The 26,213-nt window shown below is 66.0% G+C and carries 22 protein-coding genes and 1 tRNA gene; 4 read left to right on the top strand and 19 right to left on the bottom strand.

What is annotated here, in order from left to right; translation table 11 throughout:
- Positions 1–6: 6 nt before the first annotated feature.
- The 12 genes from gcvP to G7Z99_RS05615 all read right to left on the bottom strand — a co-directional run bounded on the left by gcvP (position 7) and on the right by G7Z99_RS05615 (position 15,009).
- Positions 7–2,862, bottom strand: a complete 2,856-nt coding sequence (gene gcvP, locus G7Z99_RS05670) for an aminomethyl-transferring glycine dehydrogenase (RefSeq protein WP_181092607.1) — start codon at positions 2,860–2,862, stop codon at positions 7–9.
- A 481-nt stretch (positions 2,863–3,343) separates the two neighbouring features.
- On the bottom strand, positions 3,344–4,852 hold the full coding sequence (locus G7Z99_RS05665; RefSeq protein ID WP_181092606.1) for a sigma-54-dependent transcriptional regulator: 1,509 nt from the start codon (positions 4,850–4,852) through the stop codon (positions 3,344–3,346).
- Between the two features lie 225 nt (positions 4,853–5,077).
- Positions 5,078–5,437, bottom strand: coding sequence for a DUF5064 family protein (locus tag G7Z99_RS05660; RefSeq protein WP_181092605.1), 360 nt, complete (start codon positions 5,435–5,437; stop codon positions 5,078–5,080).
- A gap of 87 nt (positions 5,438–5,524) precedes the next feature.
- Positions 5,525–5,953 carry a YbaN family protein gene (locus G7Z99_RS05655; RefSeq protein WP_181092688.1) on the bottom strand — a complete coding sequence of 143 codons (429 nt, stop codon included), beginning with the start codon at positions 5,951–5,953 and terminating at the stop codon, positions 5,525–5,527.
- A gap of 50 nt (positions 5,954–6,003) precedes the next feature.
- On the bottom strand, positions 6,004–6,612 hold the full coding sequence (locus G7Z99_RS05650) for a biliverdin-producing heme oxygenase (RefSeq protein ID WP_181092604.1): 609 nt from the start codon (positions 6,610–6,612) through the stop codon (positions 6,004–6,006).
- Positions 6,613–6,720: 108 nt separating this feature from the next.
- Entirely contained in the window at positions 6,721–9,321 is a 2,601-nt protein-coding gene (locus G7Z99_RS05645) for a TonB-dependent receptor (RefSeq protein WP_181092603.1), read from the bottom strand.
- 246 nt (positions 9,322–9,567) lie between these two features.
- A complete protein-coding gene (locus G7Z99_RS05640) occupies positions 9,568–10,077 on the bottom strand; it encodes an RNA polymerase sigma factor (RefSeq protein WP_181092602.1) in 510 nt (169 codons plus the stop codon).
- Between the two features lie 196 nt (positions 10,078–10,273).
- Positions 10,274–11,818 (bottom strand): Fic family protein, encoded by a 1,545-nt coding sequence (locus G7Z99_RS05635; protein WP_181092601.1) that lies wholly within the window; start codon positions 11,816–11,818, stop codon positions 10,274–10,276.
- A 555-nt stretch (positions 11,819–12,373) separates the two neighbouring features.
- A tRNA-Gly gene (locus G7Z99_RS05630) sits at positions 12,374–12,447 on the bottom strand.
- 135 nt (positions 12,448–12,582) lie between these two features.
- Positions 12,583–13,275: a pseudouridine synthase gene (locus G7Z99_RS05625; RefSeq protein WP_181092600.1), complete on the bottom strand. Its 693-nt coding sequence runs from the start codon at positions 13,273–13,275 to the stop codon at positions 12,583–12,585.
- 28 nt (positions 13,276–13,303) lie between these two features.
- Complete coding sequence (locus G7Z99_RS05620; RefSeq protein ID WP_181092599.1) at positions 13,304–13,519, bottom strand: cysteine-rich CWC family protein; 216 nt, start codon at positions 13,517–13,519, stop codon at positions 13,304–13,306.
- An 8-nt stretch (positions 13,520–13,527) separates the two neighbouring features.
- Positions 13,528–15,009, bottom strand: a complete 1,482-nt coding sequence (locus tag G7Z99_RS05615) for a sensor domain-containing diguanylate cyclase (RefSeq protein WP_181092598.1) — start codon at positions 15,007–15,009, stop codon at positions 13,528–13,530.
- A gap of 209 nt (positions 15,010–15,218) precedes the next feature.
- On the opposite strand from G7Z99_RS05615, the gene G7Z99_RS05610 reads away from it, so the two are divergent.
- The gene (locus G7Z99_RS05610) at positions 15,219–15,647 is read left to right on the top strand and encodes a hypothetical protein (protein ID WP_181092597.1); all 429 of its coding nucleotides are present in this window, start codon (positions 15,219–15,221) and stop codon (positions 15,645–15,647) included.
- Here G7Z99_RS05610 and G7Z99_RS05605 read toward each other — a convergent pair whose 3' ends face one another.
- The gene (locus G7Z99_RS05605; protein ID WP_181092596.1) at positions 15,648–16,754 is read right to left on the bottom strand and encodes an enoyl-CoA hydratase/isomerase family protein; all 1,107 of its coding nucleotides are present in this window, start codon (positions 16,752–16,754) and stop codon (positions 15,648–15,650) included.
- Positions 16,755–16,881: 127 nt separating this feature from the next.
- Between G7Z99_RS05605 and ung the strand changes: the two genes are divergently transcribed.
- Positions 16,882–17,580, top strand: a complete 699-nt coding sequence (ung, locus tag G7Z99_RS05600; RefSeq protein ID WP_181092595.1) for a uracil-DNA glycosylase — start codon at positions 16,882–16,884, stop codon at positions 17,578–17,580.
- A gap of 150 nt (positions 17,581–17,730) precedes the next feature.
- Here ung and G7Z99_RS05595 read toward each other — a convergent pair whose 3' ends face one another.
- From G7Z99_RS05595 to G7Z99_RS05575, 5 genes are all read right to left on the bottom strand, one after another.
- Entirely contained in the window at positions 17,731–18,765 is a 1,035-nt protein-coding gene (locus tag G7Z99_RS05595) for an AbrB family transcriptional regulator (protein WP_181092594.1), read from the bottom strand.
- Positions 18,758–20,272: a tripartite tricarboxylate transporter permease gene (locus tag G7Z99_RS05590; RefSeq protein ID WP_181092593.1), complete on the bottom strand. Its 1,515-nt coding sequence runs from the start codon at positions 20,270–20,272 to the stop codon at positions 18,758–18,760. Before G7Z99_RS05590 ends, G7Z99_RS05595 begins: the two co-directional genes overlap by 8 nt.
- A gap of 3 nt (positions 20,273–20,275) precedes the next feature.
- Entirely contained in the window at positions 20,276–20,734 is a 459-nt protein-coding gene (locus G7Z99_RS05585; RefSeq protein WP_181092592.1) for a tripartite tricarboxylate transporter TctB family protein, read from the bottom strand.
- A 93-nt stretch (positions 20,735–20,827) separates the two neighbouring features.
- Positions 20,828–21,808 (bottom strand): Bug family tripartite tricarboxylate transporter substrate binding protein, encoded by a 981-nt coding sequence (locus tag G7Z99_RS05580; RefSeq protein ID WP_181092591.1) that lies wholly within the window; start codon positions 21,806–21,808, stop codon positions 20,828–20,830.
- Positions 21,809–21,840: 32 nt separating this feature from the next.
- Positions 21,841–23,130 (bottom strand): OprD family porin, encoded by a 1,290-nt coding sequence (locus G7Z99_RS05575; protein WP_181092590.1) that lies wholly within the window; start codon positions 23,128–23,130, stop codon positions 21,841–21,843.
- 198 nt (positions 23,131–23,328) lie between these two features.
- Between G7Z99_RS05575 and G7Z99_RS05570 the strand changes: the two genes are divergently transcribed.
- Together G7Z99_RS05570 and G7Z99_RS05565 are read left to right on the top strand one after the other, a co-directional pair.
- Positions 23,329–24,000, top strand: coding sequence for a response regulator (locus G7Z99_RS05570; protein ID WP_181092589.1), 672 nt, complete (start codon positions 23,329–23,331; stop codon positions 23,998–24,000).
- A complete protein-coding gene (locus G7Z99_RS05565) occupies positions 23,993–25,372 on the top strand; it encodes a sensor histidine kinase (protein ID WP_181092588.1) in 1,380 nt (459 codons plus the stop codon). Before G7Z99_RS05570 ends, G7Z99_RS05565 begins: the two co-directional genes overlap by 8 nt.
- 3 nt (positions 25,373–25,375) lie before the next feature.
- Here the strand turns inward: G7Z99_RS05565 and G7Z99_RS05560 are convergent, their stop codons facing one another.
- Positions 25,376–26,182, bottom strand: a complete 807-nt coding sequence (locus G7Z99_RS05560; RefSeq protein ID WP_181092587.1) for an HDOD domain-containing protein — start codon at positions 26,180–26,182, stop codon at positions 25,376–25,378.
- Between the last annotated feature and the right edge of the window lie 31 nt (positions 26,183–26,213).

Raw genomic sequence — 26,213 nt, 5'->3', positions numbered from 1 at the left:
GATTCCTCACGCCTCCTGATAGCTTTCGATCGAGGGGCAGGCGCACACCAGGTTGCGATCACCGAAGACGTTGTCGACTCGACCTACCGGCGGCCAGTACTTGTCCTGCACCAGGCTCGGCACCGGGTACACAGCCTGCTCGCGCCCGTAGCCGTGCGGCCAGTCGCCCACCAGTTCGGCAGCCGTGTGCGGCGCGTTCTTCAGGGGGTTGTCCTCCCGATCCGCGTGGCCGGTCTCGACGGCGCGAATCTCCTCGCGAATGCGGATCATCGCTTCGCAGAAGCGCTCCAGCTCGTGCAACGACTCGCTCTCGGTAGGCTCGATCATCAAGGTGCCCGCCACCGGGAACGACATGGTCGGAGCGTGGAAACCGAAGTCGATCAGGCGCTTGGCCACGTCGTCCACCGTGATGCCGCTGGTCTCTTTCAGGGGACGCAGGTCGAGGATGCATTCATGCGCCACCAGGCCGTTGCTGCCGGCGTACAGCACCGGGTAATGCGCCTCCAGACGACGGGCGATGTAGTTGGCGTTGAGGATGGCCACCTGCGAGGCGCGCTTCAGGCCGCTGCCGCCCATCATGCGAATGTACATCCAGGTGATCGGCAGGATGCTGGCGCTGCCGAATGGTGCGGCGCACACCACGCCGTCCGCATTGCCCAGGCGCGCATGGCCCGGCAGGAACGGTGCCAGGTGTGCCTTGACCCCGATCGGGCCGACGCCCGGCCCACCGCCGCCATGGGGGATGCAGAAGGTCTTGTGCAGGTTCAGGTGGGAGACATCGCCACCGAACTGGCCCGGTGCGCACAGCCCGACCATCGCGTTCATGTTGGCGCCATCGATGTACACCTGGCCACCATGGGTGTGGATCAAGGTGCAGATGTCCTTGATCGCCTCCTCGAACACGCCGTGGGTGGACGGGTAGGTGATCATCAACGCAGCCAGGTTCGGGCCATGCTGTTCGGCCTTGGCACGCAGGTCGGCGAGGTCGACGTTGCCACGCGCATCGCAGGCGGTCACCACCACACGCATGCCTGCCATGTGGGCGGTGGCCGGGTTGGTGCCGTGGGCCGAAGACGGGATCAGGCAGACGTCACGGTGCGCCTCGCCACGGCTGCGGTGGTAGGCACGAATCGCCAGCAGGCCCGCATATTCACCCTGTGAACCGGCGTTGGGCTGCAACGACACGGCGTCGTAGCCCGTCGCGGCGCAGAGCATCGCCTCGAGTTCGTCGGTGAGCTGACGGTACCCCTGGCTCTGCTCGGCGGGTACGAACGGGTGCACGTCGGCGAACGCCGGCCAGGTGACCGGGATCATCTCGCTGGCGGCATTGAGCTTCATGGTGCACGAGCCCAGCGGGATCATGCTGCGGTCCAGGGCCAGGTCCTTGTCGGCCAGGCGCCGCAGGTAGCGCATCAGTTCGGTTTCGCTGTGGTGACGGTTGAACACCGGGTGCTGCAGGAAGGCCGATTGGCGCAGCAGGTGCGTCGGCAGCGGCGAAGTCGCCGTGTCGGCCAGGGCCTCGAAGTCCGGGCAAGGCTGCTGCTCGGCGAACAGGGCCCAGAGCGTCTCGACGTCGGCAGGCGTGGTGGTCTCGTCCAGTGACAGGCCCACATGCCGATCGTCGATCGCCCGCAGGTTGATCCGCTGCGCCCGGGCGCGTTCGTGCACCTGCGCCGTGGCAGCGCCCGTGGCCAGGGTCAGGGTGTCGAACCACACCTGCGTGGTCACGTTCACGCCCAGCTGACGCAAGCCGGCCGCCAGGACGCTGGTCAGCGTGTGGGTACGCTGGGCGATGCGCGTCAGGCCGGCCGGGCCGTGGTACACCGCGTACATGCTGGCGATGTTGGCCAGCAGAACCTGCGCCGTGCAGATGTTGCTGGTGGCCTTCTCGCGCCGGATGTGCTGCTCGCGGGTCTGCATGGCCAGGCGCAGCGCAGGCGCACCGAAGCGGTCGACCGACACGCCGACCAGCCGCCCCGGCATGTCGCGCTTGAAGGCGTCACGGGTGGCGAAGTAGGCCGCATGCGGGCCGCCGAACCCCAGGGGCACGCCGAAGCGCTGGGCCGTGCCGATGGCCACGTCGGCGCCGAACTCGCCCGGTGGCGTCAGCAGGGTCAGCGCCAGCAGGTCGGCGGCGACCACTACCAGAGTATTGGCACCGTGCAGGCGCTCCACCAGCGCGCGGTGGTCGACCACATCGCCCTGGCTGGCCGGGTACTGCAGCAAGGCGCCGAAGAACGAGGCATCAGCCGGCCAGGCCTGCTCGTCGCCCACCACGATCTCGATGCCCATCGGCGCTGCCCGTGTGCGCAGCACGTCCACGGTCTGGGGGTGGCAGTGGCAGGAGACGAAGAACGCTTCGCTGGCCTTGTTCTTCGACAGGCGCTTGCAGAAGGTCATGGCTTCGGCCGCCGCAGTGGCTTCGTCGAGCAGGGACGCGTTGGCGATGGGCAACCCGGTGAGGTCGCTGATCAGCGTCTGGAAGTTGAGCAGCGCCTCCAGGCGGCCTTGGGAGATCTCCGGCTGGTAGGGCGTGTAGGCGGTGTACCACGCCGGGTTTTCCAGCAGGTTGCGCAGGATCGGCGCCGGGGTGTGGCAGCCGTGGTAGCCCTGGCCGATGAAACTCTTGAACAGCTGGTTGCGCTCGGCGATGGCCTTGAGTGCAGCCAGGGCATGGGCTTCGCTCTGCCCATCGCCAGCGGGCAGGACGCTGCTGCCCTTGATGCCTGCAGGAATGACGGCATCGGTCAGCGCCTCGAGCGAGTCGAAGCCCAGGGTCTGGAGCATGACCAGCTCCTCATCGTGGTCAGGCCCGATGTGGCGGTTGACGAATTCGTTGGCGGTGCCAAGTGTATAGGGCATGTGCTGTTAGCCTCGACCTGTGGTGATCGTTCGATGAAGCGCACGGCGTCCAGGGGTGCCGACGGGTCAGGAAGGCGGTGCGTCGTGCCACGTGAAGTGCTCGGAGTGACTGCGTAGCAATAACGCGGCCAACCTGCCTGGACGATGCCGGGTGGGCAGGCACAGGCCTGACGGGGTTCAGCGTGATCCTGCGACGTCAGTGACGCTCGAGCGAGGCATGCAGGCCATGTGCATGCCTGGCCAGCGCCCAAAAGCATCCTGGCAGGGCACGTGCTTTATTTTGTTTTCACTGAGGAAACGGTCGCCAGGACGAGCGGTATCGGCCGTGAAGACAGTCGTAGTGCACAGGCTGTAACGAAAACGTTGCAGTGTTTGCGCCTCTTGACGAAAGTCAGCCCTTAGGCGCTTCGGCGCTAACCTTAGAACCACCACTTTCACAGGCTTGTAACGATATCGCTACATCGTAGCGAAATCGTTACGATCAGCCGAGGTTCCGAATGCCGTACTTGCGCAAGCGATGCGCGATTGCCGTGTGCGACGTCTCCAGGCGGGCAGCCAGCAGGCGTGTGGACGGGAAGCTGGCGTAGAGCTTTTGCAGCAGTTCGCGTTCGAAGGCCTCCACGGCCTGCTCGAGACTGACGACTTCGGCTTCCTGTCGGCCGGCGACCGACGTGCCGGCGATGTCCAGGTCGTCGATTCCCACCCACGGGCCTTCGCAGATGGCGGCCGCCCGGAAGATCACGTTCTGCAACTGCCGCACGTTGCCCGGCCACGGGTTGGCGGCCAGCGCAGCGTGGGTCGCCGTGGCCAGGCGGCAGGCGGGGCGCTGGATCTGGGCGCAGGCCTGCTGCATGAACATGTGCGCCAGCAACAGGATGTCCTGGCCGCGATCGCGCAGGGGCGGCACCTGAAGGTTGAGGACGTTCAGGCGGTAGAACAGGTCTTCACGGAAACTGCCCTGCGCCACCATGGCCTCCAGGTCACGATGGGTCGCGCTGACGATGCGCACATCGACCTTGATCTCGCGGTCGCCCCCTACCCGGCGAAACGTCCCATCGCTGAGAAAGCGCAGCAGCTTGGCCTGCAGGTAGGGCGACATCTCGCCGATTTCGTCGAGAAACACCGTGCCGTGGTTGGCCAGCTCCATCAACCCCGGCTTGCCGCCGCGCTGGGCTCCGGTGAAGGCGCCGGGCGCATAGCCGAACAGCTCGCTCTCGGCGAGGCTTTCGGGCAGCGCCGCACAGTTGAGCGCCAGGAAAGGGCCATTGCGACGACTGCTGGCGGCATGACAGCCACGCGCCACCAGTTCCTTGCCGGTCCCCGTCTCGCCTTGCACCAGCAAGGGCGCTTCCAGCACGGCCACTCGCAGGGCCCGTGCCTTGAGGGTGCGGATGGCGGTCGACTCGCCGAGCAAGGCGTCGAACCCCTCGGCATGGCCATGCTGCAGGGCCGACAGCCGTTCGCCCATGCGTTGCGGCGGGTACAACGTCAGCAGCCCGCCGGCGTCGGTGATCGGCGTGGCATCGAGCAGCAGGCTCTGGCCATCGAGCTGCATCTCGCGCATCGGCAGGCGAAAGTTGTTGTCCAGAAGCGCCTGGTGCAAAGCCGGGTCACCGAACAGCTCGGCGATCGAGCGCCCGGCCGATTCGCGTCCGCACAAGGCGATGAACGCCGGGTTGGCGAGCAGTACCAGCCCTGCGCGATCGACTGCCAGCACCGGGTCGCTCATGGCTGCCAGCAGGGCGTCGAGCTGCAGGTGACGGCGCTGGCCCGGCAGGATGTCGACCACTTCCACGGCCTGCACGCCGTTCACCTCGAACAGCGCGTCGTGCAGCTCCTCGAGCACGGCGGGGCTCAGGGTGGGGGCATCGATGTAGACGTTGGGCGGGACCATCTCCACGGCATCGAGGTTGAGGTGGCGGGCGCCAAGCAGCGCCAGGACTTCCTGGGTGATGCCGACGCGGTCGATGAAGCTGACGTGGATGCGCATGGGGGAGTGGCCGCAGGGTAGAAGCGCGCAGTATGCCTGGGGTCTGACGGCGGTGTGGAGGAATCGGTGGGGTTTGGCCGGCCTGGCAGGCCGTGCGGCGTATCCGCTGGGCGATTCGCTCTGCCGGAGGTGCCACGCCCTCGCCGGTCGCAGGTCCGACAGGACCCATGGCAGTCAGTTCGGGCACGGCTCTGCACAGGGCCGCGCCTTTCCCGTCGGCTGCGGTTACACCAGGTGTTCCGGTTTGACCGGGTCGCCCGGGTGTACATCCAGCTGGGCGCGGACGTCCTCGAACATCGCATCGTAGGACGCATGCGCCGACACGATGCCGGCACTGCTGGGCAGCCCATATCGGTGCGCGATGCGGGTGGCGTGACGAGCGAAGTCGAACGCCTGGTCCTTGGGCAGGAAGAACGTCTCGTCCAGGGCCGCCTCCTGAACCGTACCGTGCAACCGGAACTGCATGCCCTGACCCTCCTGAGGGTCCTGGGCGAGCGCGTAGTCCAGGTTCAGGTCATAGCTGTGATCGTCCTTGTTCAGCGCATGACGCTCGATGTGCAGGTGACCAGGTACGAAACGGGCCATGTCGATCTCCTCAGGGTGACGTGAATGCGAACAGGCGTCTTTGCCTGCCGAGCAGTGCATGACAGGTCGCGATGCAGGTCAACCCTCTCACGACTTGCGGTCCTGCGAAGAGGGGGCAGGGGGCGGCGTCATGACGACGCGTTCAGGACGCGACCAGATCCACAGGTTGCCCAGCGCCATGCCGCCGATGGCCAGGAACACCGGCCAGCGGTGTTCGAGCCAGACCAGCATCACGACGGCGCAGACGAGCATGCTGAGGGTCGCGCTGACCTTGGCCCGGCGCTGGATGACCTTGCCATTACGCCAGTTGTGCAGGATCGGCCCGAACACCCGATGCGTTTCCAGCCAGGCGCTGAGCTTGGGTGAACTGCGCGTCGCCGCCCAGGCCGCGAGCAGGATGAACTCGGTGGTCGGCAGCCCGGGGATGACGATCGCGATCAGGCCGATGCCCAGGCTGGTGTAGGCCAGGAGCGCGTAGAGCAGGCGGGACAGTTTGGATCGGGCGGGCTGGGTCATGGTCTCGAGCAACGGTGGTTCGACCGCCGGCATCAGCGGTCGAGTACGGGTCAGGCGTACGCGGTGTCGATCGCGTAGGCATGCTGGAGCAAAACGGTGAAACGTTCGAAGGCCGCGACCGCGCCGTGCTCGGCGGCGACCTCCTGGTCGACGTTCAGTGTCAGCGCATCGAGCGTACGCACGAAGCGCTTCCAGCCTTCGGCACGGCCCCCGTCGGGTTCGCCCAGGTGACGTGCGCCGAAGTGCGCCGACAGGCCCAGGGCCTCGACGCGCTGGATCAGGAACGCAGCGCCCAGTTTGGAGCCTTCCGAGACGAAGATCCAGCCCAGTGCATTGCCCAGGTCGAGCGCGGTCGGCGCGCCCTCGACGGCGGCCGGGACAGGCAGGCCCAGATCGCCCAGGTCCAGGCGCGCCTGCTCGGCACGGCAGCGTCGGGGCAGATCGGGAAACAGCGCGATCAGGCGTGGATCGTCGTACAGCGGTTGCAGCTCCGACTGGAACAGGTACTGGGCCGCGACGAAACGGGCGAAGCGCGCCCGGCTGTCGAAGGGCGCGTGGGCCTTGACCAGGGCGTCCAGCACGGTGTGAGGGGCATGGGTCACGTGGTTCAGCCGTTGCGAGCGCAGGCTGGGTCGGTCGGCAGGTGGGGTGTGGGTCATGGCGAGGTCTCCAGGCGAATGAACAGGTATCCAGCACGATGAGCCAGGGCGATCGCGTGCGTGACGATCGCCCTGGCCGGCCAATGAATCAGAAGGCAGGGCAGGCGGTCAGAAGTCCCACACCAGGTTGACGGCGACCGTGCGCCCTGGCGCGGTCAGGCGGTCCAGGTTCGCCGGCTGGGTCACGGCCGCTTCGCTCTGGCCGTTGCTGCCGACGGTGGCGTACGTGCGCACGTCCTCCCACTGGCGGTAGGTCTTGTCCGCGAGGTTGTAGAGCCCGGCATTGAGCGTGAGGTCGTCGGTGAGCGTGTAGAAGCCGGTCAGGTCGAGCACGCCGTAGCCAGCGGTTCGCACGCCCGTGCTGCTGCCATCGGGTGCATAAAACTGGGTGTCGTCCACGCGGCGCTTGCGCTGGACCAAGGTCCAGCTCAGCTGCGCGCCATGCCGGACCTGCTCGTAGCCCAGGCCCAGCACGCCGGTCAGCGGTGCGATGCTGTTCAGCGGCTGGCCGGTGTCGTCGTTGCGGCCACGCTGGTAGGCCACCGAGCCCAGGGCGTACAGCCCCTCGAAGCCGCCGAAGCGGTCCAGGTTCAGGCGGCCCTTGAATTCGGCGCCCTGAATGGTCGCGCGCCGAATGTTGTTGGCGCGGAACGTGGCATCCAGGTTCGCCGCTTGCACACCGTTCTCGTCGATGAAGTCGCGGTAGGTGTTGTAGAACACCGCCAGGTCGAACTCGCCGGCGTCGTAGCGGCCACGCAAGCCTGTTTCCAGGCCCTTGCTGGTCTCCGGCCGCAGGCCAGGGTTGGGCTCGACCACATACCCCTTCTCGAGGTTTTCGAAACGCCCGTACAGCGACTTGGCCGTGGGCGTGCGAAAGCCTTCGGCATACTGCGCGTACCACGTGTTGTGCCCGTCGAGCGCGTAGGTCACGCCCAGTCTGGGCGACAGGCGATGCCAGGTCTTGCTCGCGTCGTCGATGCGGCTGGGCAGGCCATCGCTGCCTTGCAGCGCGCGCAGGTAGGCATCGGTCATCGTCGGTGCCAGGTGGGTGTAGTCGTAGCGCACGCCTGGCAGGAACGTCCAGTCGTGCCAGCGGATCTCGTCCTGCGCGAACAGGCTGTAGGTGTCATAGGTCGGGTCCGGGAAGTCGCTCACCCGTGGCTGGGCGCTGTCCGGCCGGTCGGCGCCCGGGCGGGGGCACTTGGCGCCGACGGTCAGGCAGGTGGCGGTGCCGTGGCGCGAGCCGGTGATGCGTTCGTGTCGCCAGGTCGCCCCGTAGGTCAGCCGATGCTGCGTCGCGGCGAGGTCGAAGGCCTTGTCCAGCTGCAGGTCGTAGACCCACTGGCGGTTCTGGTAGGCGGTGGTGCGCGTGCGCAGCACCCGGTAGCTGAACGGGAAGTAGTCTTCTTCGGTGGACTGGTCGGTCTTGGCCAACTGGTAGTTCAGGCTCCACTTCACGTGGTCGGCCAGGCGTGTGTCGAGCGCGAACTGGTTGTCGAGCCCCACGCGCTCGCGAAACACCGTGTCGTTGCCGGTGCGGCTGCGGTAAAAGCCCCGCGGGCGACCGTTGCCGAACGGCCCTCCCACGGCGCTGAGCTGGTTCTGGTCGCGGTCGTCCTTGTAGTGCTCGTAGGTCAGCCCCAGGCGCGCATCGTCGGCCAGGTGCCAGCCCAATTTGGCGAGCACGTTGGTGGTGCGCACGTCCTGAGGGTTGGCTTCGGTGCGTGCCAGGCCGGTGCCCCCGCGGTGGCCGTGGGATTCGGTTTCGTGGCCGTTGCGCTGGCTCAGGTGCAGCAGGCCCTCGACGTCGCCCTGGCGACCGGCGACGGTAGCCGAGGTCAGCCAGCTGTCATCGGAGGAATCGTAGCCGGTCTTGAGGCGTGCGCCGACGTCCTGGCCGGGCTTGAGGATGTCGTCGGGGTCGAGGGTGAAGTAGCTGACCGCGCCACCGATCGCGTTGCTGCCGTACAGCACCGAGGCCGGCCCGCGCAGGATCTCGACGCGCTTGACGATCTCCGGGTCGACGTAGTTGCGTTGAGTGTGCGCGTAGGGGCCGTAGAAGAACCCGTCGGGAACGGTCACCCCGTCGACCTGCGTGAGCACGCGCTCACCGTCGATGCCGCGGATGTTGTAGCCCTTCAGGCCGCTGCGCTGGCCGACGCCACCGACGGTGACGCCGGGCTCGTGCCGCACCAGTTGCTTGATGTCGTTGACGTTCTCCCGGTCCAGCTGCTCGCGGGTGCGCACACTGACCGTGCTCGGCACCGACGCGATGTCCTGGGGCGTACGCGTGGCGCTGACGGTCAGCTGTTGCAGGGCGATGGCGACACCGGTCGGGTCGCGTTCGAGCACCACGTTGCCACGTTCGACCAGACGATGACGCAACCCCGTGCCTTGCAGCAGGCGGTGCAAGGCATGCTCGGCCGGCAAGGCGCCCTGCACGCCGGGTGACGACACGTCGGTGGCCAGGGCGGCCGGGTAACCGACCTGCCAACCTGTGACCTGGATGAAGGCCTCGATCGCCGAGGCCAGGGGCTGTTGCTCGATGGCGAAGGTGGACTGGCCGGCCGGGGAGGGGCGGGCATGGGCAGGCTGCTCGGCCATGACGAAGGGGCCGTACAGGCCGCTGGCCAGCAACGCCAGCGTCAGCAAGGACAGCCGACCCAGGCGGCGTGGGGGGATGGAGGCGTGAAGTGGACCTGTGTACATCGAGGCGCTCCCTGTCGCGCGAATCGTTATAGGTGGATCACTGCTCCCTTGATGAATGGGAATCAGTTGCATTGGCTATAACAAGACGCACGAGCCCTCGGAATTGCGTAAAAAAAACCGTCGAGGCCGTGCACAGGCGTCGGCGTCGTCATCGACAGGGTGGAGCAACGCGACAAGGCGATCGCCCGGAAAGCGCGTTCGAGCCGGCAGGGGCGCGATCTTGCACATGGCCGCTGTCACCGACCTTTACCGCAAGCGCCCGGCGACTTCCTGGCAGAGGCCCATGATCAACTTCAGCTCCTTCTGCACGGTGCTGGGCGAGACCTGCACGCGCGCAGCGATTTCCAGGTAGCTGGCGCCCTGGACGCGGCTGAGGGTGAAGATGCGTCGCTGACGCGGGGTCAGCGTCAGGCGCGTGCCGAGGCGTCGCAGCAGCCGCTCGGCATGGGCGGCGTCCTCGCAGGTGCTGATCGGTGCGGGCACGTTGTGCAGCACCTCCTCGGGCACATCGTCGAGCAGCGTTCGCGCCTGCAGCTTGCGTGCCCGCAGATGGTCCAGGGCCAGGTTGCGCGCCACCTGGAACACGAACGGCTCCAGGTGCTCGACGGGACGCTTGCGCAACGCACGGGCAACGCGCAGGTAGGTGTCCTGAAGCAGGTCCTCGGCGGTACTGGGGTTGTCGACCAGGCGCTGCAAGGTGCGCAGCAGGGTGCTGCGCTGGTTGAGAAAGAAGGCGTTGAAGCGAGAGTGAATCACGTAAAAGACCTGGGCCGACGACCAGTTAATGATAATGGTTGTCATCAATAGACCGGTCAAGCGATGCGCCAGGGGCATCGTGTGTCTGTATGTATACGTGTAGAAGAGGGAGGCAGGGCGTAGGCATCGCGCTTTGGCAGGACGGGTGAAGAGGGGCGCAGCGCGATTGACCGAAGCAACGCTGGGACAGTCGACCTCATTCGTCGGTGTCGTCGACCTCCCGTTCCTCAAATGCCGACCGAACTGCCTCCAGAATGCGAGCGGCCCGGCATTCGTCTTCGAGTCGAGGATACTGTTTCTTGAGTTTTCCTGAGATCGTCCAGTTGTTGTCCTTGACGGACCGAATGATTCGATTGGCATCTTGGTCAGGCATCTCGACGACTTCCTTGAGCCGTTCCAGTGCACGCTGAAAGACCATCAGGACTTTGGCTTCCTCGGCCATTTCCGCTCGGACCGTATGGGCGACGACGCGAGCGGTGTACAGCACGTGTTCGGTCAGGTCCGGGTAACGCCAAGCATATCGTGCGTTGTCGTAGTCATCGAAGATGAAATTGCTCGGTGTGCCGTCCTCATAGGTCACGACCTCACCAAAGCGATAGGAGGTCGCGTACCGTCTCATGAATGGCCGAGAGAACGCTTCCAGGGCACGGTCATAGCCTGAGCGAAACTCGGCCGAACTCGTGATGCTAGCCGAGACTGGCAAGATCACACCGTCCGGCATGGCCTTGTCGCGTACGAGGGTATCGTTGATCAGGAAACGGTGGATCCGCCCATTGCCATCCCGCATCGGATGAATGTAGACGAACCCGAAGGCAAGGACTGCGGCACGGGCAAGCGACTCGGCTCCTCGCGTTGCCTGCTCGAACGCGCTCAGTCCTTTGAGCATCGATGACAGGTCGTCGAAGTGCGGCGCAATATAGTGCACGATGTTCTCCCGCATGGTGGCCTGGCCCACGAAGACGGGTGAACGCCGCAGCCCGAGCCCGAATGCATCGTGGCCCAGGATTGCGGCTTGCAACGTGTGCAGGCTCTTGTCGCTCAGCGGATCTTGGATATGGCCGCAGTATTGGGCGATGACATGGGCAAATCGCTGGATACGGTCTGCCTGGTCCGCTTCCTTCTCGATCAGGAAGCTCGCACGCGATTCCTTGAAGGTCAGCCAACTGGCTGTACGAAGCAGCGTGTCGGCACCGTAGGTGCGGTCCAGTTCGTTCAGCTCGGCGCCAAGATCGAACTGCAGCGCCTCCCGAATCGCCAACGTACGGCGCACCATGGGGCATAAGCTCACGGTTCCAGGCAGGTTGTCGTTGATGCGCCAGCGGCGTACACGTGTCGGCTGCGTCCGCGTGAGGTAGTGGTCTGCTGAAATGGCATCGACGTACCCACCGTTGGCTACGTCGGGTATGTCCAATTGCTGTCCGGTCAACCATTCGTAGAGGAAACCCGTGCGGCGGGCGTACTGACCAAAAGGCTCATTTCTGCACCAGGCCTCGATCGGCTGTGGGCCAGTCACGGCGAACAGGCGTGCGAAGAATTCCAGATGGATTTCTTCATACTTGAGGCCGAACTCGAAGTGGCCGGCAAAGGTGTCATCTGGATGGTAGGCCGCCGGATAGCGATTTTCGACCTGGTTTCCAATGTCGCGGCTGATGCGACTTGCACCGATCGCAGAGTCGACGCGTAAGGGTTGCGCCAGTGCGATGTCGTATTGCGCGGCAAGCGCCTTGAAACCGATCTGCATGGTGGAAATCCTTTAACGAAGACTCAAAAACGCTAACGATTCGGCAATTTTACCCCAAAACGTTAACAAGCAGCTTTGCCCAAGCGATTATGTCTTCGTCAAAGGTGAAGCTCCGAGCGGGCACGCCTTTTCGAAAAGACAGGCTTGATCGCGTTTTCGCTGCTCGATGGGTGGCTGGCAATAACATCTGCTTTTGCTTGCTGCCCATGGATAGCGCAAGTGCCAGGATTGCCTTTGCCTTGCGCTACGGGCAGAGAGCGTCAATCCAAATTGGAGGACGTGTATGCCTTGTCAGCGGTTTTGACGCTGGGCTCAGCGGATGTCGAAATAATGGCAGGTTGCTAAACGCGGGCAGGCAACCAGATGCCGATCACGAGCGGTCCGTTACCGGCAACAATGAAGGTCGCAGGTGCTAAAGATCGGTCGGACGATGGATCAAGACGCCTTGGCTTGAAGGCGACGAGCATCACCTAATCGAGTCGGGCGCAAACCGTTTATCTTCAATGGCTCGAGAGGCTCGATGGAGGTTTTCTGCGTTTTTTGGAAAGGAAGAGATGGAGCGGGTAGAGGGAATCGAACCCTCAACTAAAGCTTGGGAAGCTTTCGTTTTGCCACTAAACTATACCCGCTTGTCGAGCGCTCCGCCGCGTCTTGCCTTATGCCGCCTGGTTATGACCAGCACTCGCTTCGGAGCTGAACGTTTTACCAGAACCTCGGCCCGATGAGAAGCCTGAGGCTCAAAAAAACCTGAAGGCGCCCGCCTTTCAAACCTGCGCGATCTCCGCAGCCGTCAAGGCTCGATACTGCCCAGGCGCCAATCCCTCATCCAGCACGATGTTCCCCATCCGTTCCCGGTGCAGCGCTATCACCTTGTTGTCGAAGTGCCCGAACATCCGTTTCACCTGATGATAACGCCCCTCGACGATGCTCAGCCGCGCCAGGCGCGGGCCCAGCACGGTCAAGTCGGCCGGGAGGGTGGTGAGGTCTTCGAAGGCGAAGTAGATGCCCTGGCGAAACGCCTGCGCATACTGGTCGGTGATTTCGTCTTGCGTCTCGACGAGGTACACCTTGGGCAGCTTGGTGGCCGGTTGGGTCAGGCGGCGTGACCATTGCCCGTCGTTGGTCAGGATCATCAGGCCGGTGGTGTTGTAGTCGAGCCGGCCGGCGATGTGCAGGCCGTGGCCCATGCCGGCTGGCAGCAGGTCGATCACCGTGCGGTGTTCCGGGTCGAGGGTGGCGCTGACGCAACCTGCCGGCTTGTGCAGCATCCAGTAGTGCGCAGGCTCGCCGACCTGCACCACACGCGCCTCGACCTCGATGCGATCGAAGACGCTGACGTCGTGCCGCGGGTCGTCGGCCACCTGCCCATTGACGCGCACATGCCGCTGGGCCAGCAACAGGCGCACCTGCTGGCGGTTGAAACACGGCAGGTTGCCGAGAAAGCGGTCCAGGCGCATGGTCAGTCCGATCGCGGGAAGGAAAGGGTCATGCCACGGGTGTGTCGCGCGGTGCCTGATCAAGGCCCTGCGCACAGCGCGGGCACAGGCAGGCACGGTCGCGCAGGTCGGCGGCGAGGGCCTGGAGCACGGCCGGGTCGATCTTCACCGCGAAGCACCAGCAGGCCTGCGTGGCAGTGGCAGGGTCGGCCAGGGCGCAGTCGTTGAGGCCCCCGCAGGCGGGGCAGCGTCGTGTGTCGGTCATGGTCGAGGTCAGGCATCGCTGGGTTCGGCGCAGACCCGGTTGCGTCCGCGCTGCTTGGCCTGATACAGCGCATCGTCGGCGCGGCTGATCAGGCTGTGCAGGGTATCGTCGGGTCGCCGGTAACTCAAGCCGATGCTGGTGGTCAGGCGCAGGGGATGGTCGGTGAAGGCGAAGGCCAGCTGTTCGGTGCGGCGACGGATCTTCTCGGCCACCTCGTGCGCCCGCGCCGGTTCGACCCCGCGCAGCAGCACGATGAACTCTTCGCCACCCCAGCGGCACAGGATGTCCGTCTGCCGCAGGCTGCTGCGCAGGACCAGGGCGAACTCGCGCAGCACTTCGTCGCCGGCCAGGTGGCCATGGGTGTCGTTGAGCGCCTTGAAGTGGTCCAGGTCGATCAGCAGGGCGACCAGCGGCTCATGCTCGCGCTGGGCATCGTCCAGGGCCTGGCCTGCCGTACGGTCGAAGCTGCGGCGGTTCGGCAGGCCGGTGAGACTGTCCAGGCCGGCCAGGGCCTCGGTGTCGTGCTGGTGACGCTTGAGCATGGCATGGAGCAGCGAAAGCACCACCAGGGTGATCATGGCGCAGATCGCCAGGTTGAGGTACAGCGACTGGCGAATACGGTCCAGGGTACCGTCCTCGCGCTTGTCGACCATCAGGTACCAGTTCAGCTCAGGGACCAGGCGCACGTTCATGAAGTGACGCTGACCTGCCGCGTCGCGGTATTCGTGGCTGCCCTCGCTGGGAATGGGCCGATCGGTCAGCAGCGCGTTCCACGGCGCCTGCCGGTCCAGCGACTGGTTGGCCCGCAACCCGTGGGGGCCGCCTGTGGAGCCGGTCAGCAGCACGCGCCCCTGCGCATCGGTGAAGAACACCGAGCGCTGATAGCGTTGCTGGTATTCATCGATCAGCGCGACCACCGCATCGACACTCAGGCCCACACCGGCGGCGCCGATGAAGCGTTGCTGGTAGTCGAGTACGCGGTAGTTGACGAACACCGTGAGCGCGTCCTGGTTGGCCATGTCCAGGTCGACGTTGATCTCGTAGGGCGTCTTGGTGTCCTTGAGCCGGAAATACCAGGCATCCCGCCAGGCCGTGGGCGACACCTGCTTCAGCACGCCCTTGGCCTGGTAGTAGCGCTGGCTGCGGTCGGACACGAAGAAGGCGGTGCACGCCGCCTGTTCGCTCACGATCTCCTCCAGGTAACGGGTCACTCGCTGGGGGGCCTGTTCGCCACCCAGGATCCAGTCGCGCAGGAAGGTGTCGCGCGCCATCATCGCGGCGACCAGGATGGGGTGCACCAGGTCCTTCTGGATCTCGGCGTACACCCGGTCCGAGGTCAGCGGCAGTTCGGTGTTCAGCAGATTGTCGCGCAAGGCGCTGCGTGAGGCGAAATAGCTCAGGAACGAAGTCGCCAGGAAGCCGCAGGCCAGCAAGAGCAGAAGCGTGAAGATCAGCGAGCGTTGCGAAAGCAGAACGGAACGTGACGGCATGATCTTCCTGTGATGTGTGCCTGTGGCGCCAGTTTAGAGCGATCGTGGCGAAATGAGTCGAATATGTGAGCGGCGTAAAGCTTTGTTTCAATTTATTGCAAGGACGGCACTGCACGCCTGTTCGTCAGTCTGATTCAGGGTCGATCCCCGTGTGGCGATCGCGCCTGCCAGCGTCGCTGGCCGGAACCTCAGCGGTCCAGGAGGCCGCCATGTACAGACGACTGCTGCTGATTGCCTGGTTGGGGCTGTTGACCACGGCGTGTACACCCTATGTCGGTTCCTACACTACCCAGTACTACAGCACCGACCGCCCTGTCTATCCGACCTATTATCAAGTCGACCGCTATGAAGTGGTGACGCCCCCGGGGTACTACGCGGTGCCGCCACGCGCCTATCACCGGCATGCGCGGCCGCCACGCTTCGTGCCGTACCCGCCGCCAGGCCTGAACCCGCACTGGCAGGGCGGTGATGCCCAGGACCGTCGGTTCATCGGGCAGCGTCGTCGCTACGACTACGGAGGTGATCGCGACCGCCGCCTCTACGACCGCCGCTACCAGGAGCAGCGGCGTGCGTTCGATCAACGTGGCGTGCCAGGCACGCGTTCCCCGGGCTGGGGGCCACGCGGCTGGCAGCGGTGATCACACCAGATCGGCCAGCGGGTGGGGCGTCTGGCGGTCCTCCTGGAAGTGCGCTGCCACGACGGCATCCGGCACACGGGCGATGTCGGGCCAGTGCCAGTGCGGGGCGTTGTCCTTGTCCAGCAGGCGTGCGCGCACCCCCTCGCTGAATTCGGGGTGGCGGCAGCAGTTCAGGCTCAGGGTGTATTCCATGCGCAGGGCCTGGGCGAGCGATTGGTGACGGGCGCGCTTGAGCTGCTCCCAGACCAGGCGCGCAGTCAGCGGACAGCCTTCGTGCAGGCGCTGGCCGGCCGCTGCCAGCAGGGGGTCGTCGTCATGACGCAACGCCGACACGGCCTGCCAGGCGGCGACGGGGTCGGCAACGTCCAGCACTGCATCGATTCGTGCCCGACGTGGCAACCACTGGGCCGCAGGCAGTGCGTCGATCGCGCAACGCTGCTCGGCCTTGAGCAGGCTGTTGAGCTGCAGGTCGACATGCGCGTCCCAGTCGAGCTGCAGCAGTTCGTCGATCAGCGAATCCTGTTGCGATTCGTTGAGAAAGCGATCGGCCAACCCCAGGTCCAGGGCATCATGGGCGTTGATCGGGGCGCCCGTCAGGCCGAGGAACAGGCCCAGTCGGCCGGGCAGGCGGCTCAGGTACCAGCTGGCACCGACATCCGGGTACAGGCCGATGCTGATTTCAGGCATCGCCAACTGGCTGCTGGGTGTGACGATGCGGATGGACGCCCCTTGCAACAGGCCCATGCCACCGCCGAGCACGTGCCCGTGGCCCCAGCAGAGCACGGGCTTGGGGTAGGTGTGCAAGCGATGGTCGAGCCGGTATTCGGTGGCGAAGAAGCGTGCGGCCAGTGGTGGGGCGCTGCCAGGCTGCTCGCGGCACGCCTGGACCAGGCTGCGCACGTCGCCGCCTGCGCAGAAGGCCTTCGGGCCATTGCCGCGCAGCAGTACGCAGGCGACCTTCGGATCCTCTGCCCAAGACCGCAGGTGGCCGTCGAGCGTTTCGATCATCGCCAGGTCAAGGGCGTTGAGCGACCTGGGTGCATCGAGCGTCGCAATACCGATGCGTGCGCCGAACGCGCCGGTATGCACTTCACAATGAATGGACATGGTGTTCCCTCTTCAAGACCGCCTCTAGTATGGCTGCTCGGAGCGAACGCGCCTGGCTGTGGTCGGACTGATTGACAATGCACGATGGCTTTCCTACCGTCGCGCCACCTTGCCAACGGACGAATCCATGACCGACGACGATCGCATCAAGCTCGAACCCAGCTGGAAAGCCGCGCTGCGTGCCGAGTTCGACCAGCCCTACATGCACCAGTTGCGCGAGTTCCTGCGCCATGAGTATGCCGCGGGCAAGCAGATCTACCCACCAGGGCCGCTGATCTTCAGCGCGCTCAATTCCACGCCGCTGGACCAGGTCAAGGTGGTCATCCTCGGCCAGGACCCTTACCACGGCCCTGGCCAGGCGCACGGGCTGTGCTTCTCGGTGCAGCCGGGCGTGCCCACGCCGCCGTCGCTGGTCAACATCTTCAAAGAGCTGCACCGCGACCTGAACCTGCCGATCCCGAGCCACGGTTACCTGCAGCGTTGGGCCGAACAAGGCGTGCTGCTGCTCAACACCACCCTGACGGTCGAGCGCGGCAATGCCGCCTCCCATGCCAAGAAGGGCTGGGAGTTCTTCACCGATCGGGTTATCCAGGTGGTCAGCGAGCAGTGCGAGCATGTCGTGTTCCTGCTGTGGGGCGCCCATGCGCAGAGCAAGCAGAAGCTGATCGACGGGACCAAGCACCTGATTCTCAAGTCGGTGCACCCCTCGCCGCTGTCGGCCTACCGCGGGTTCTTCGGGTGCGGGCATTTCAGCCGGACCAATGCGTTCCTGGAGCAGCGGGGCATGACGCCGATCGACTGGTCGTTGCCGGAAACGGTGGAGTAGGGGCTGCTCAGGGGAGGGTGCCAGGCACCTCGTGAAGCAGGCGGGCAAGCCCCACAGGGGGGAGTGCGACAGACTGTAGCATCGCGGTGTGGCTACGGGTGTGGGAGCGGGCTTGCCCGCGATTCGATCGCGCAGACGCTGCAGCAGGCGTCAGTCACCTCGGCGTCCATTCCAGCGCCTGAACAGCGGCTCGGCCAGAAACAGCACGAACAGCAACCGCATCACCTGCATCGCGGTCACCAGGGGGACCGACAGCTGCAGGGTCTCGGCGGTCAGGCTCATCTCGGCAATCCCGCCCGGCATCATGCCCAGGGTGAGCGAGCGCAGGTCCAGTTGGCTCAGGCGACTGAGCGCCCAGGCAGCGCCCCCGGCGATCGACATGCTCAGCGCCGTGGCCAGCAGCGTACGCCCGAGAAACGCCGGGGCTCGGCGGAAGAAGGCACGGTTGAAATGACAGGCCAGCCCGCTGCCGATCAGCCATTGACCGACCTGGCTGCCGCCCGCTGGCAGGCCGATGCGCAGGTCGGCGGCCAGGCTGATGCTGGCCGCGACCAGCAGCGGCCCGAACAGCCAGGGGTTGGGTTGACGCAGGCGTTGCCAGAGCCACGCTGCCAGCAGGCCGAGCGGGGCGACCAGCGCCAGCCAGCCCCAGCTCACCTGGCCGGCATGGGTCAAGGGGACGCCGTCACCGAGCAGAAACTTGAACAGCGCCGGTACGCACAGCACCACCGCCAGTACCCGCAGGCTCTGTGCTGCGGCCACCTGACCAAGCGCTGCGCCGTTGCGGGCGCCGAGGTTGACCATTTCGCCCGAGCCGCCCGGCATGCTGGCGAAGAACGCCGTGGCGGGGTCTTCGCCGCCCCGTCTGAGCAACCAGACACCGACCACGCTCGATACCGTGACCAGGAGCGCACCGAACAGGATCAGGAGGAAGTGGCTGGCGACCTGCTCGATCACCTCGGGGGTGAAGTGCAGGCCGATGCCGATGCCGATGATCCACTGGCCGCACTTGCGGCCGTTGGGGATCTCGGGAAGCTGCCAGGGAGTCAGGCAGCGCACCAGGATGATCGCCAGCAACGAGCCGACCATCCAGGGCAGTGGCCAGCCGATCTGGCTGGCGAGCAGGCCGCCGGCCAGACCGACCAGGCCGGTGGCCCAGTACAGCGGGAGGGTGCGATCAGGCACCGGCCGCCGCCTGGCGCTGACGGGCACGGCGACGCCAGATGCGCAGCAGTGGCAAGGCCAGCATGCACAGGGTCAGCACCCACACCCCCAGGCTGATCGGGCTCGACCACAGGATGCCCAGCTCGCCGTTGGAGATCGACAGCGCGCGGCGCAGGTTCTGCTCCATCAGCCCACCCAGGATGAAGCCGAGCAGGATCGGCGACAGCGGGAAGTCCAGCTTGCGCAGGATGTAGCCCATGATGCCGATGCCGACCATCAGGAACAGGTCGAAGGTGGTCGCATGCACGGCGTACACGCCGATCCCGGTGATGATCGCGATCACCGGCACCAGCGCCCAGTTCGGCACGGCAAGGATGCGGGTGAAGATGCGGATCATCGGAATGTTCAGGATGACCAGCATGATGTTGGCGACGAACAGCGAGGCGATCAGGCCCCAGACGATGTCTGGCTGCTGCTGGAACAGCAGGGGGCCTGGGGTGATGTTGTACAGCGTCAGTGCGCCGATCATCACGGCCGTGGTCCCGGAACCTGGCACACCGAGCGTCAGCATCGGCACCAGGGCGCCACAGCACGAGGCACCGATGGCGGTTTCCGGCGCAGCCAGGCCGCGGGCGTCGCCCTTGCCGAAGGTGCCGCTCTCACCGGCGATGCGCTTCTCGGTCATGTACGCCACGGCACTGGCCAGCGTCGCGCCGGCGCCAGGCAGCACGCCCATCACGAAGCCGAGCAGGCCACAGCGGATGTTGACCGCGAACACCGAGGCCGCTTCCTTGACGTTGAACAGCATGCGCCCGGTGGCCTTGACCGCCTGGTGACCGTGGTGCGTCTTTTCCAGCAGCAGCAGGATCTCGCTGATCGAGAACAGGCCCAGCACCAGCACCACGAACTGGATGCCGTCGGCCAGGTGCACGCTGTCGCCGGTGAAGCGGTAGACGCCGCTGTTGGCATCGATGCCGACGGCCGACAGGAACAGGCCGATCAGGGCGGCGATGAAGGTCTTCAGCGGTTTGTCGCCGGCCATGCCGCCCAGTGCGACGATGGCGAACACCATCAGCACGAAGTACTCGGCCGGGCCGAAGGCGATCGCCCACTTGGCCAGCAGCGGCGCGAACAGCACCATGCCGCAGGTGGCGATGAAGGCGCCGATGAACGAGCTCCAGGCCGACAGCGACAAGGCCACGCCAGCCAGGCCCTTGCGGGCCATGGGGTAGCCGTCCAGGGTGGTCATCACCGTCGAGGCTTCGCCGGGGATGTTGAGCAGGATCGAGCTGATGCGCCCGCCGTACTCGCACCCCAGGTACACCGCCGCCAGCAGGATCAGCGCCGACTCCGGCGGCAGGCCCAGGGCGAAGGCGATCGGGATCAGCAGGGCGACGCCGTTGATCGGGCCCAGGCCCGGCAGCAGGCCGACCACCGTGCCGATGAGGGTGCCAGACAAGGCAGTGACCAGGTTGTAAGGGGTCAGCGCGACGCCGAAGCCCTGGCCGAGATAACTCAAGGTATCCATGTGTCAGTTCTCCAGAACGTCGAGCAGGCCCAGGGGCAGCGGTACATCCATCACACGGTCGAACAGCCAGTACAGGAACAGGCTCATGCCGACCACCACCACGGCGCTGTGCAGCCAGCGACCGCCGTAGAGACGGGCCATGGGCAGACCGGCCAGGATGGCGCTGAGGATGAAGCCCAACGGTTCGAAGGTCGCGGCGAAGACCAGCAGCAGGCCGATGCAGCAGGCGATCTTGATCAGGGTCTCACGGTCCAGTGGCGGTTCGTCGTCCTTGCGCACGATCGGCGTCGGGCGAATGGCCAGGTACAACAGGCCCAGGCTCATCAGCCCGAGCATGAGCAGCGGATAGGCGCGGGGGCCGACCGGCTCGTAGGAAAACGCGGCCTGGTAGGGCCAGGCCATCACCGCCAGCACGGCGCACACCGCCAGCAGCACCAGCGCGAAGAGGCGTTGCAGGATCATGGGGAAATCCTCGAAAAGGATGAGGCTGACGGCGTGCACCCTGCGACCGCGTCGGCACGCGAGTCGCTGCAGGGGCACGCCGGCCCGGGGCGATTACTGGACCAGGCCGAATTCCTTGGCCAGTGCCTTGTAGTCGGCGACCTGCTTCTTCACGTAGACGTCGAGCGCTTCGCCGGTCATGGCGAAGGGGAACAGCTCGCGCTGGTCACGCAGCTTGGCGAAGTCGTCCGACGCCAGCAGCTTGTCGAACGAGGCCTTCCACCAGGCGTAGTCTTCGTCGCTGACCTTCGGCCCGAGGTAGAAACCGCGCACCACCGGCCAGACGATGTCGTAGCCCTGCTCCTTGGCGGTGGGGATGTCCTTCATCTCGGGGTCGTCCAGGCGGTTTTCCGAGAACACTGCCAGCAGACGCATGTTGCCGCTCTGGATGTGCGGCATGGAGTCGGAGATGTCGGTCGAGCCGACCTGGATGTGCCCGCCCAGCAGCGCGGTGGCGATTTCACCGCCGCCTTCGAGCGCCACGTAGCGCAGGTCACGCGGGTTGATCCCGGCGGCCTTGGCGATCAGCGCGGTCTGCATCCAGTCCTGGCTGCCCACGGTGCCGCCCGAACCGATCACCACCTTGCTCGGGTCCTTCTTCAGGGCCGCGACCAGGTCGTCCAGGGTCTTGTAGGGCGAGTCGCTCTTGACCGCAATGGCGCCGTAGCTGGTGCCGACGGCGGCCAGCCACCTCACCGCGTTCTCGTCGAAGCGGCCGAACTTGCCCTGGGCCAGGTTCAGCAGCGAACCGCTGGACCAGGCCACCAGGGTGCCGGCATCGCCCGGACGCTGGGCGACCACCGCGTTGTAGGCCACTGCACCGACGCCGCCGGGCATGTAGGTCACGCGCATGGGCTTGCTGAGGATCTTCTCGTTGACCAGCGCGCTCTGCACCAGCTTGCAGGTCAGGTCGAAGCCGCCACCCGGCGAGGCCGGGGCGATGCATTCGGGGCGCTTGGGTTCGGCGGCCAGCGCCTGGCCGGCCAGCAGCAGGCAGCCGGTGGCGAGGACGAGGCGGCGTAGGGTTGGGGTCATGGTCGGTCTCCGTGAGCGTTGTTGTTGTCGGATTACCACAGGGCCACGCTGTAGCTCACCAGCACGCGCACCTCATCGGCGTCGCGGGCGAAGTTCGAGCGGAAGGTGGCGTTGCGCAGGCGCACGGCGACGTTCTTCAACGGGCCGGTCTGCACGACGTACTTGAATTCGGTGTCGCGTTCCCACTCGCGGCCTTCGCCGCCGGCGGCACGGCTGACGTTGTCGCCGCTCAGGTAGCGGGTCATGAAGGTCAGGCCCGGGATGCCGAGCTTGCCGAAGTTGTAGTCGTAGCGCATTTGCCAGGAGCGTTCGTCGGCGTTGGCAAAATCGTTGATCTGGACGAAGTTGACCAGGTAGGGGTCAGCGCCGTCGAGGTAGGGGAAGGCGCTGTCGCCGGACAGCTGCTGGTAGGCGGCGCTGAACTTGTGCCCGTTCAGGCCATAGCTGACCAGGCCGTTGAAGGTGGTGTTGTCGATGCGCCCGGCACGGGCCTGGCCCTGCTCGTCGCTGCTCGACAGGCGCACGTCGGCGCCCAGGATGCCCGGCCCCAACGGCTGGTTGATCACCAGGCCCAGGAAATGCTGGCGATAGACTTCGTCCAGCTGGGCGAAGTGGTAGCTGCCGCTGATGCGATCGTTGAACGCATAGTCGAAACCGGCCAGGTCGAAATGCTCGCCCGCCACGGTCGCCCCGAAGCGGTTGTTCTTGTTGTTGATCGCGATGTCTTCACGGTTGGTGTTGTCGCGATCCTTGGCTTTCTCCAGGCGGCCACCGATGAGCGTGAAGCGCTCCAGGTCCTCGGAGCTGACCAGCGCGCCCTCGAAGGTCTGCGGCAGGATGCGCCCGTCGTTGGGCTGCACGGTCGGCAGGTCGGGGATCAGCGTGCCGACCTTGAGTTCGGTCTTGGAGATGCGCACCTTGCCGGTCAGGCCCAGCTTGGAATATTCGTCGGCGGCGCGTCCGTCGTCATGGGTCGGCAACAGGCCGGTGCCGGTCCGGTCCGGGCTGGAATCGAGCTTGACCCCCAGCATGCCGAGCGCGTCCACGCCGAAACCGACCGTGCCTTCGGTGTAACCGGACTGGACGTTGAGCATGAAGCCCTGGGCCCACTCGTCGCGCTTGGACTGCTGACGGCTGGTGCCATCGCGGAAGTCGCGGTTGAAGTACATGTTGCGGGTTTCGAGGGTCGCGGTGCTGTCTTCGAAGAAGGCAGCCTGGCTCATCGGCGCTGCACTGGCGAAGGCCAGGGCACAGGTGATGGCGGACGGGCGGACGGAAAGGGATCGGTGTGGCGCGCACGCCAGGGGCTGCGGTGGCAGCATATCGATGACTCCATTTCTTGTTCTTATTGGACGCACAGTCGAGGTGCATAGCCGGCATCTTTGCTGTGCCGTGGTGCGATGCTAGGGAATGAACCTTTCACCAAGCTTTCAATTTGAAAGGATTGTTACAAGGGGCTTCACGACCGCGCCGGCAGGGTACACTTCGCGCCATCCACCGATTGGCGAGGGGAGACAACGATGCGTGTGCTGCTGGTCGAAGACCACCTGCAACTGGCGGAAAGCGTGGCCCAGGCGCTCAAGAGCACGGGCCTGACGGTCGACGTGCTGCACGACGGCGTCGCTGCGGACCTGGCCCTGGCCAGCGAAGACTATGCGGTGGCGGTGCTGGACGTCGGCCTGCCGCGCATGGACGGTTTCGAGGTGCTGGCACGCCTGCGCGGGCGAGGGCGCAACCTGCCGGTGCTGATGCTCACGGCGCGCAGCGACGTCAGGGACCGGGTCCACGGGCTCAACCTGGGCGCCGACGATTACCTGGCCAAGCCTTTCGAGCTGACCGAACTGGAAGCCCGGGTCAAGGCGCTGCTGCGCCGCAGCGTGCTGGGTGGCGAGCGTCAGCAGCGCTGTGGCCCGCTGGTCTATGACCTCGATACCCGGCGCTTCAGCCTGGGCGATGCCACCTTGACCCTGACTTCGCGCGAGCAGAGCGTGCTGGAGGCGCTGATCGCTCGCCCGGGCCGGGTGATGAGCAAGGAGCAGCTCGCCGCGCAGGTCTTCGGCCTGGACCAGGAGGCCAGCCCCGACGCCATCGAGATCTACATCCACCGGCTGCGCAAGAAGCTCGACGGTCAGCCGGTCGCCATCGTCACCTTCCGTGGCCTGGGCTATCTGCTCGAGCACCGCGATGCGTGACACCGGCAGCCTGCGCGGGCGATTGCTGTGGAACCTGGCACTGCTGCTGGTGGTGCTGATGCTCGCCAGTGGCCTGAGTGCCTACTGGAACGGGCGCGAGGCGGCCGACACCGCCTACGACCGCACCTTGCTGGCCTCGGCGCGGACCATCGCCGCCGGGTTGTCCCAGCGCGACGGCACGCTCAGCGCCGAGGTGCCCTACGTGGCGCTGGACACGTTCGCCTACGACAGTGCCGGCCGTATCTACTACCAGGTGCTGGACATTCACCAGCGGCTGATCTCGGGCTACGAGCACCTGCCCGCACCGCCCGCCAACAGCCCACGCACCGATGACTACCCCGCCCTGGCGCGGTTCTACAACGCCAGGTACCTGGGCGAGAATGTGCGCGTGGTCAGCCTGCTCAAGGCCGTCAGCGAGCCGAACATGAACGGCATGGCGGAGATCCGCGTGGCCGAGACCGAGGAAGCGCGCGTCAGCATGGCCCGCAGCCTGATGGCCGATACGCTGCTGCGGCTGGGGATGCTGGCGCTCGGCGCATTGCTGATGGTCTGGTTCGCGGTGAGCGCCGCCCTGCGCCCGCTGGAGCGCCTGCGCACGGCGGTCGAGGAGCGCCAGCCGGACGATCTGCGCGCCTTGCCGGTGGTGCAGGTGCAGCGTGAGCTGGAGCCCTTGGTGCGGGCCCTCGATCACTTCACCGAGCGCCTGCGTGGCCAGTTCCAGCGTCAGGCGCAGTTCATTGCCGAGGCGGCCCATGAGTTGCGCACGCCGTTGGCGGTGCTCAAGGCGCGGGTCGAACTGGGCCTGCGGGCCCATGACCCGCAGACCTGGCGGCAGACGCTGGAATCGGCGGTGCAGGGCACCGATCGCCTGACGCACCTGGCCAACCAGCTGCTCTCGCTGGCGCGCGTGGAGAACGGTGCCCGGGCGATCGCCGAGGGCGGCGCGCAGCGCCTGGACCTCAGCCAGCTGACCCGTGAACTGGGCATGGCCATGGCGCCGCTGGCCCACGCCCGTGGGGTCTCTCTGGCCCTGGAGGCGCAGGCGCCGGTCTGGCTCAAGGGCGAGCCGACCTTGCTCAACGAACTGCTCAGCAACCTGGTGGACAATGCCCTGGCCCACACCCCGTCCGGTGGCGACGTGGTGCTTCGAGTGCTGGCGCCTGCGGTGCTCGAGGTCGAGGACGACGGGCCGGGCATCCCGGAAAGCGAACGCGAGCGCGTGTTCGAGCGCTTCTACCGGCGCGGGCCGCACGGCACGGGGCTGGGCCTGGCGATCGTGGGCGAGATCTGCCGTGCGCACCTGGCGCAGATCACCTTGCACGACGGCGAGAACGGGGGGCTGAAGGTGCGCGTCAGCTTCATCGCCGACTGACCTTCAGCGCAGCAGGCCGCGTGCGTGCAGCAGTTCGGCCGCCTCCAGCCGGGTGCCGGTGGGCAGGCTCAGGTGCCGGTAGGCGGGGAGGGTGTCGAGCGCACGCCCCGGCTCGCCCAGGCTCACGTGCCGGGCCAGCTGCACGATGTCGATGTAGTCGATGCGCGCGGTGTGGCGATCCAGGTCCTGAAGTTGCCCAGGCAGCCGCACCAGCTGCTCGGGAAACTCCCAGGCGCTGAGGATCTTGTCGCCCAGCGCCGGCTGGATCTGCTCGATCACGTAGTCCAGGCAGACCGGGTCGGAGAGCAGTTCGTTGTGCTCCTGGGCATGGATCAGGATCGGCAAGGCGCCGATCTGGTGCACCAGGCCGCCCAGTGCCGCCTGGTCCGGCGTGAGCCGGGTGTAGCGACGGCACAGCTCGTAGCTGATGCCTGCCACTTCCAGGCTGCTGGTCCAGATCGCCCGCAGCTTTTGTTCCACGGCCGGCTCGCGGGCGTGGAAGATCTGTTCGATGACCAGGCCGATCGCCAAGTTGCAGCTGTAGTTGACGCCCAGGCGCGTGATGGCCGTATGCAGGTCGGTGACCTCCACGGTCGCCCGCAGCAACGGGCTGTTGACCACCTTGATCAGGCGGGCCGCCAAGGCAGCGTCGCGGCCGATGACCTTGCTCAGCGCCGCGACGCTGATCTCGCTGTCCTCGGCGGCTTCACGGATGCTCAGCGCCACTTCGGGCAAGGTCGGCAGCACCAGGTCGTCATTCTCGATGGCGACCATCAGTTGTGCCTTGACCGTCTCAGCCAATGTATTCATGAAAAGCTACCGCAAAAGAAGGCCGCCCGGC

It is taken from the genome of Pseudomonas entomophila, assembly GCF_013523165.1.
GTDB lineage: Bacteria > Pseudomonadota > Gammaproteobacteria > Pseudomonadales > Pseudomonadaceae > Aquipseudomonas > Aquipseudomonas entomophila_A.
The sequence above is the reverse complement of the archived record's forward strand: the minus strand, read 5'-3'. Positions and strand labels throughout refer to the sequence as shown.

What these genes read in the sequence shown, in the direction of transcription:
- gcvP (WP_181092607.1), bottom strand. Translation starts at nt 2,862, where the DNA reads ATGCCCTATACACTTGGCACCGCCAACGAATTCGTCAACCGCCACATC.
- G7Z99_RS05665 (WP_181092606.1), bottom strand. Translation starts at nt 4,852, where the DNA reads ATGCGCATCCACGTCAGCTTCATCGACCGCGTCGGCATCACCCAGGAA.
- G7Z99_RS05660 (WP_181092605.1), bottom strand. Translation starts at nt 5,437, where the DNA reads ATGGCCCGTTTCGTACCTGGTCACCTGCACATCGAGCGTCATGCGCTG.
- G7Z99_RS05655 (WP_181092688.1), bottom strand. Translation starts at nt 5,953, where the DNA reads ATGACCCAGCCCGCCCGATCCAAACTGTCCCGCCTGCTCTACGCGCTC.
- G7Z99_RS05650 (WP_181092604.1), bottom strand. Translation starts at nt 6,612, where the DNA reads ATGACCCACACCCCACCTGCCGACCGACCCAGCCTGCGCTCGCAACGG.
- G7Z99_RS05645 (WP_181092603.1), bottom strand. Translation starts at nt 9,321, where the DNA reads ATGTACACAGGTCCACTTCACGCCTCCATCCCCCCACGCCGCCTGGGT.
- G7Z99_RS05635 (WP_181092601.1), bottom strand. Translation starts at nt 11,818, where the DNA reads ATGCAGATCGGTTTCAAGGCGCTTGCCGCGCAATACGACATCGCACTG.
- G7Z99_RS05625 (WP_181092600.1), bottom strand. Translation starts at nt 13,275, where the DNA reads ATGCGCCTGGACCGCTTTCTCGGCAACCTGCCGTGTTTCAACCGCCAG.
- G7Z99_RS05620 (WP_181092599.1), bottom strand. Translation starts at nt 13,519, where the DNA reads ATGACCGACACACGACGCTGCCCCGCCTGCGGGGGCCTCAACGACTGC.
- G7Z99_RS05615 (WP_181092598.1), bottom strand. Translation starts at nt 15,009, where the DNA reads ATGCCGTCACGTTCCGTTCTGCTTTCGCAACGCTCGCTGATCTTCACG.
- G7Z99_RS05610 (WP_181092597.1), top strand. Translation starts at nt 15,219, where the DNA reads ATGTACAGACGACTGCTGCTGATTGCCTGGTTGGGGCTGTTGACCACG.
- G7Z99_RS05605 (WP_181092596.1), bottom strand. Translation starts at nt 16,754, where the DNA reads ATGTCCATTCATTGTGAAGTGCATACCGGCGCGTTCGGCGCACGCATC.
- ung (WP_181092595.1), top strand. Translation starts at nt 16,882, where the DNA reads ATGACCGACGACGATCGCATCAAGCTCGAACCCAGCTGGAAAGCCGCG.
- G7Z99_RS05590 (WP_181092593.1), bottom strand. Translation starts at nt 20,272, where the DNA reads ATGGATACCTTGAGTTATCTCGGCCAGGGCTTCGGCGTCGCGCTGACC.
- G7Z99_RS05585 (WP_181092592.1), bottom strand. Translation starts at nt 20,734, where the DNA reads ATGATCCTGCAACGCCTCTTCGCGCTGGTGCTGCTGGCGGTGTGCGCC.
- G7Z99_RS05580 (WP_181092591.1), bottom strand. Translation starts at nt 21,808, where the DNA reads ATGACCCCAACCCTACGCCGCCTCGTCCTCGCCACCGGCTGCCTGCTG.
- G7Z99_RS05575 (WP_181092590.1), bottom strand. Translation starts at nt 23,130, where the DNA reads ATGCTGCCACCGCAGCCCCTGGCGTGCGCGCCACACCGATCCCTTTCC.
- G7Z99_RS05570 (WP_181092589.1), top strand. Translation starts at nt 23,329, where the DNA reads ATGCGTGTGCTGCTGGTCGAAGACCACCTGCAACTGGCGGAAAGCGTG.
- G7Z99_RS05565 (WP_181092588.1), top strand. Translation starts at nt 23,993, where the DNA reads ATGCGTGACACCGGCAGCCTGCGCGGGCGATTGCTGTGGAACCTGGCA.
- G7Z99_RS05560 (WP_181092587.1), bottom strand. Translation starts at nt 26,182, where the DNA reads ATGAATACATTGGCTGAGACGGTCAAGGCACAACTGATGGTCGCCATC.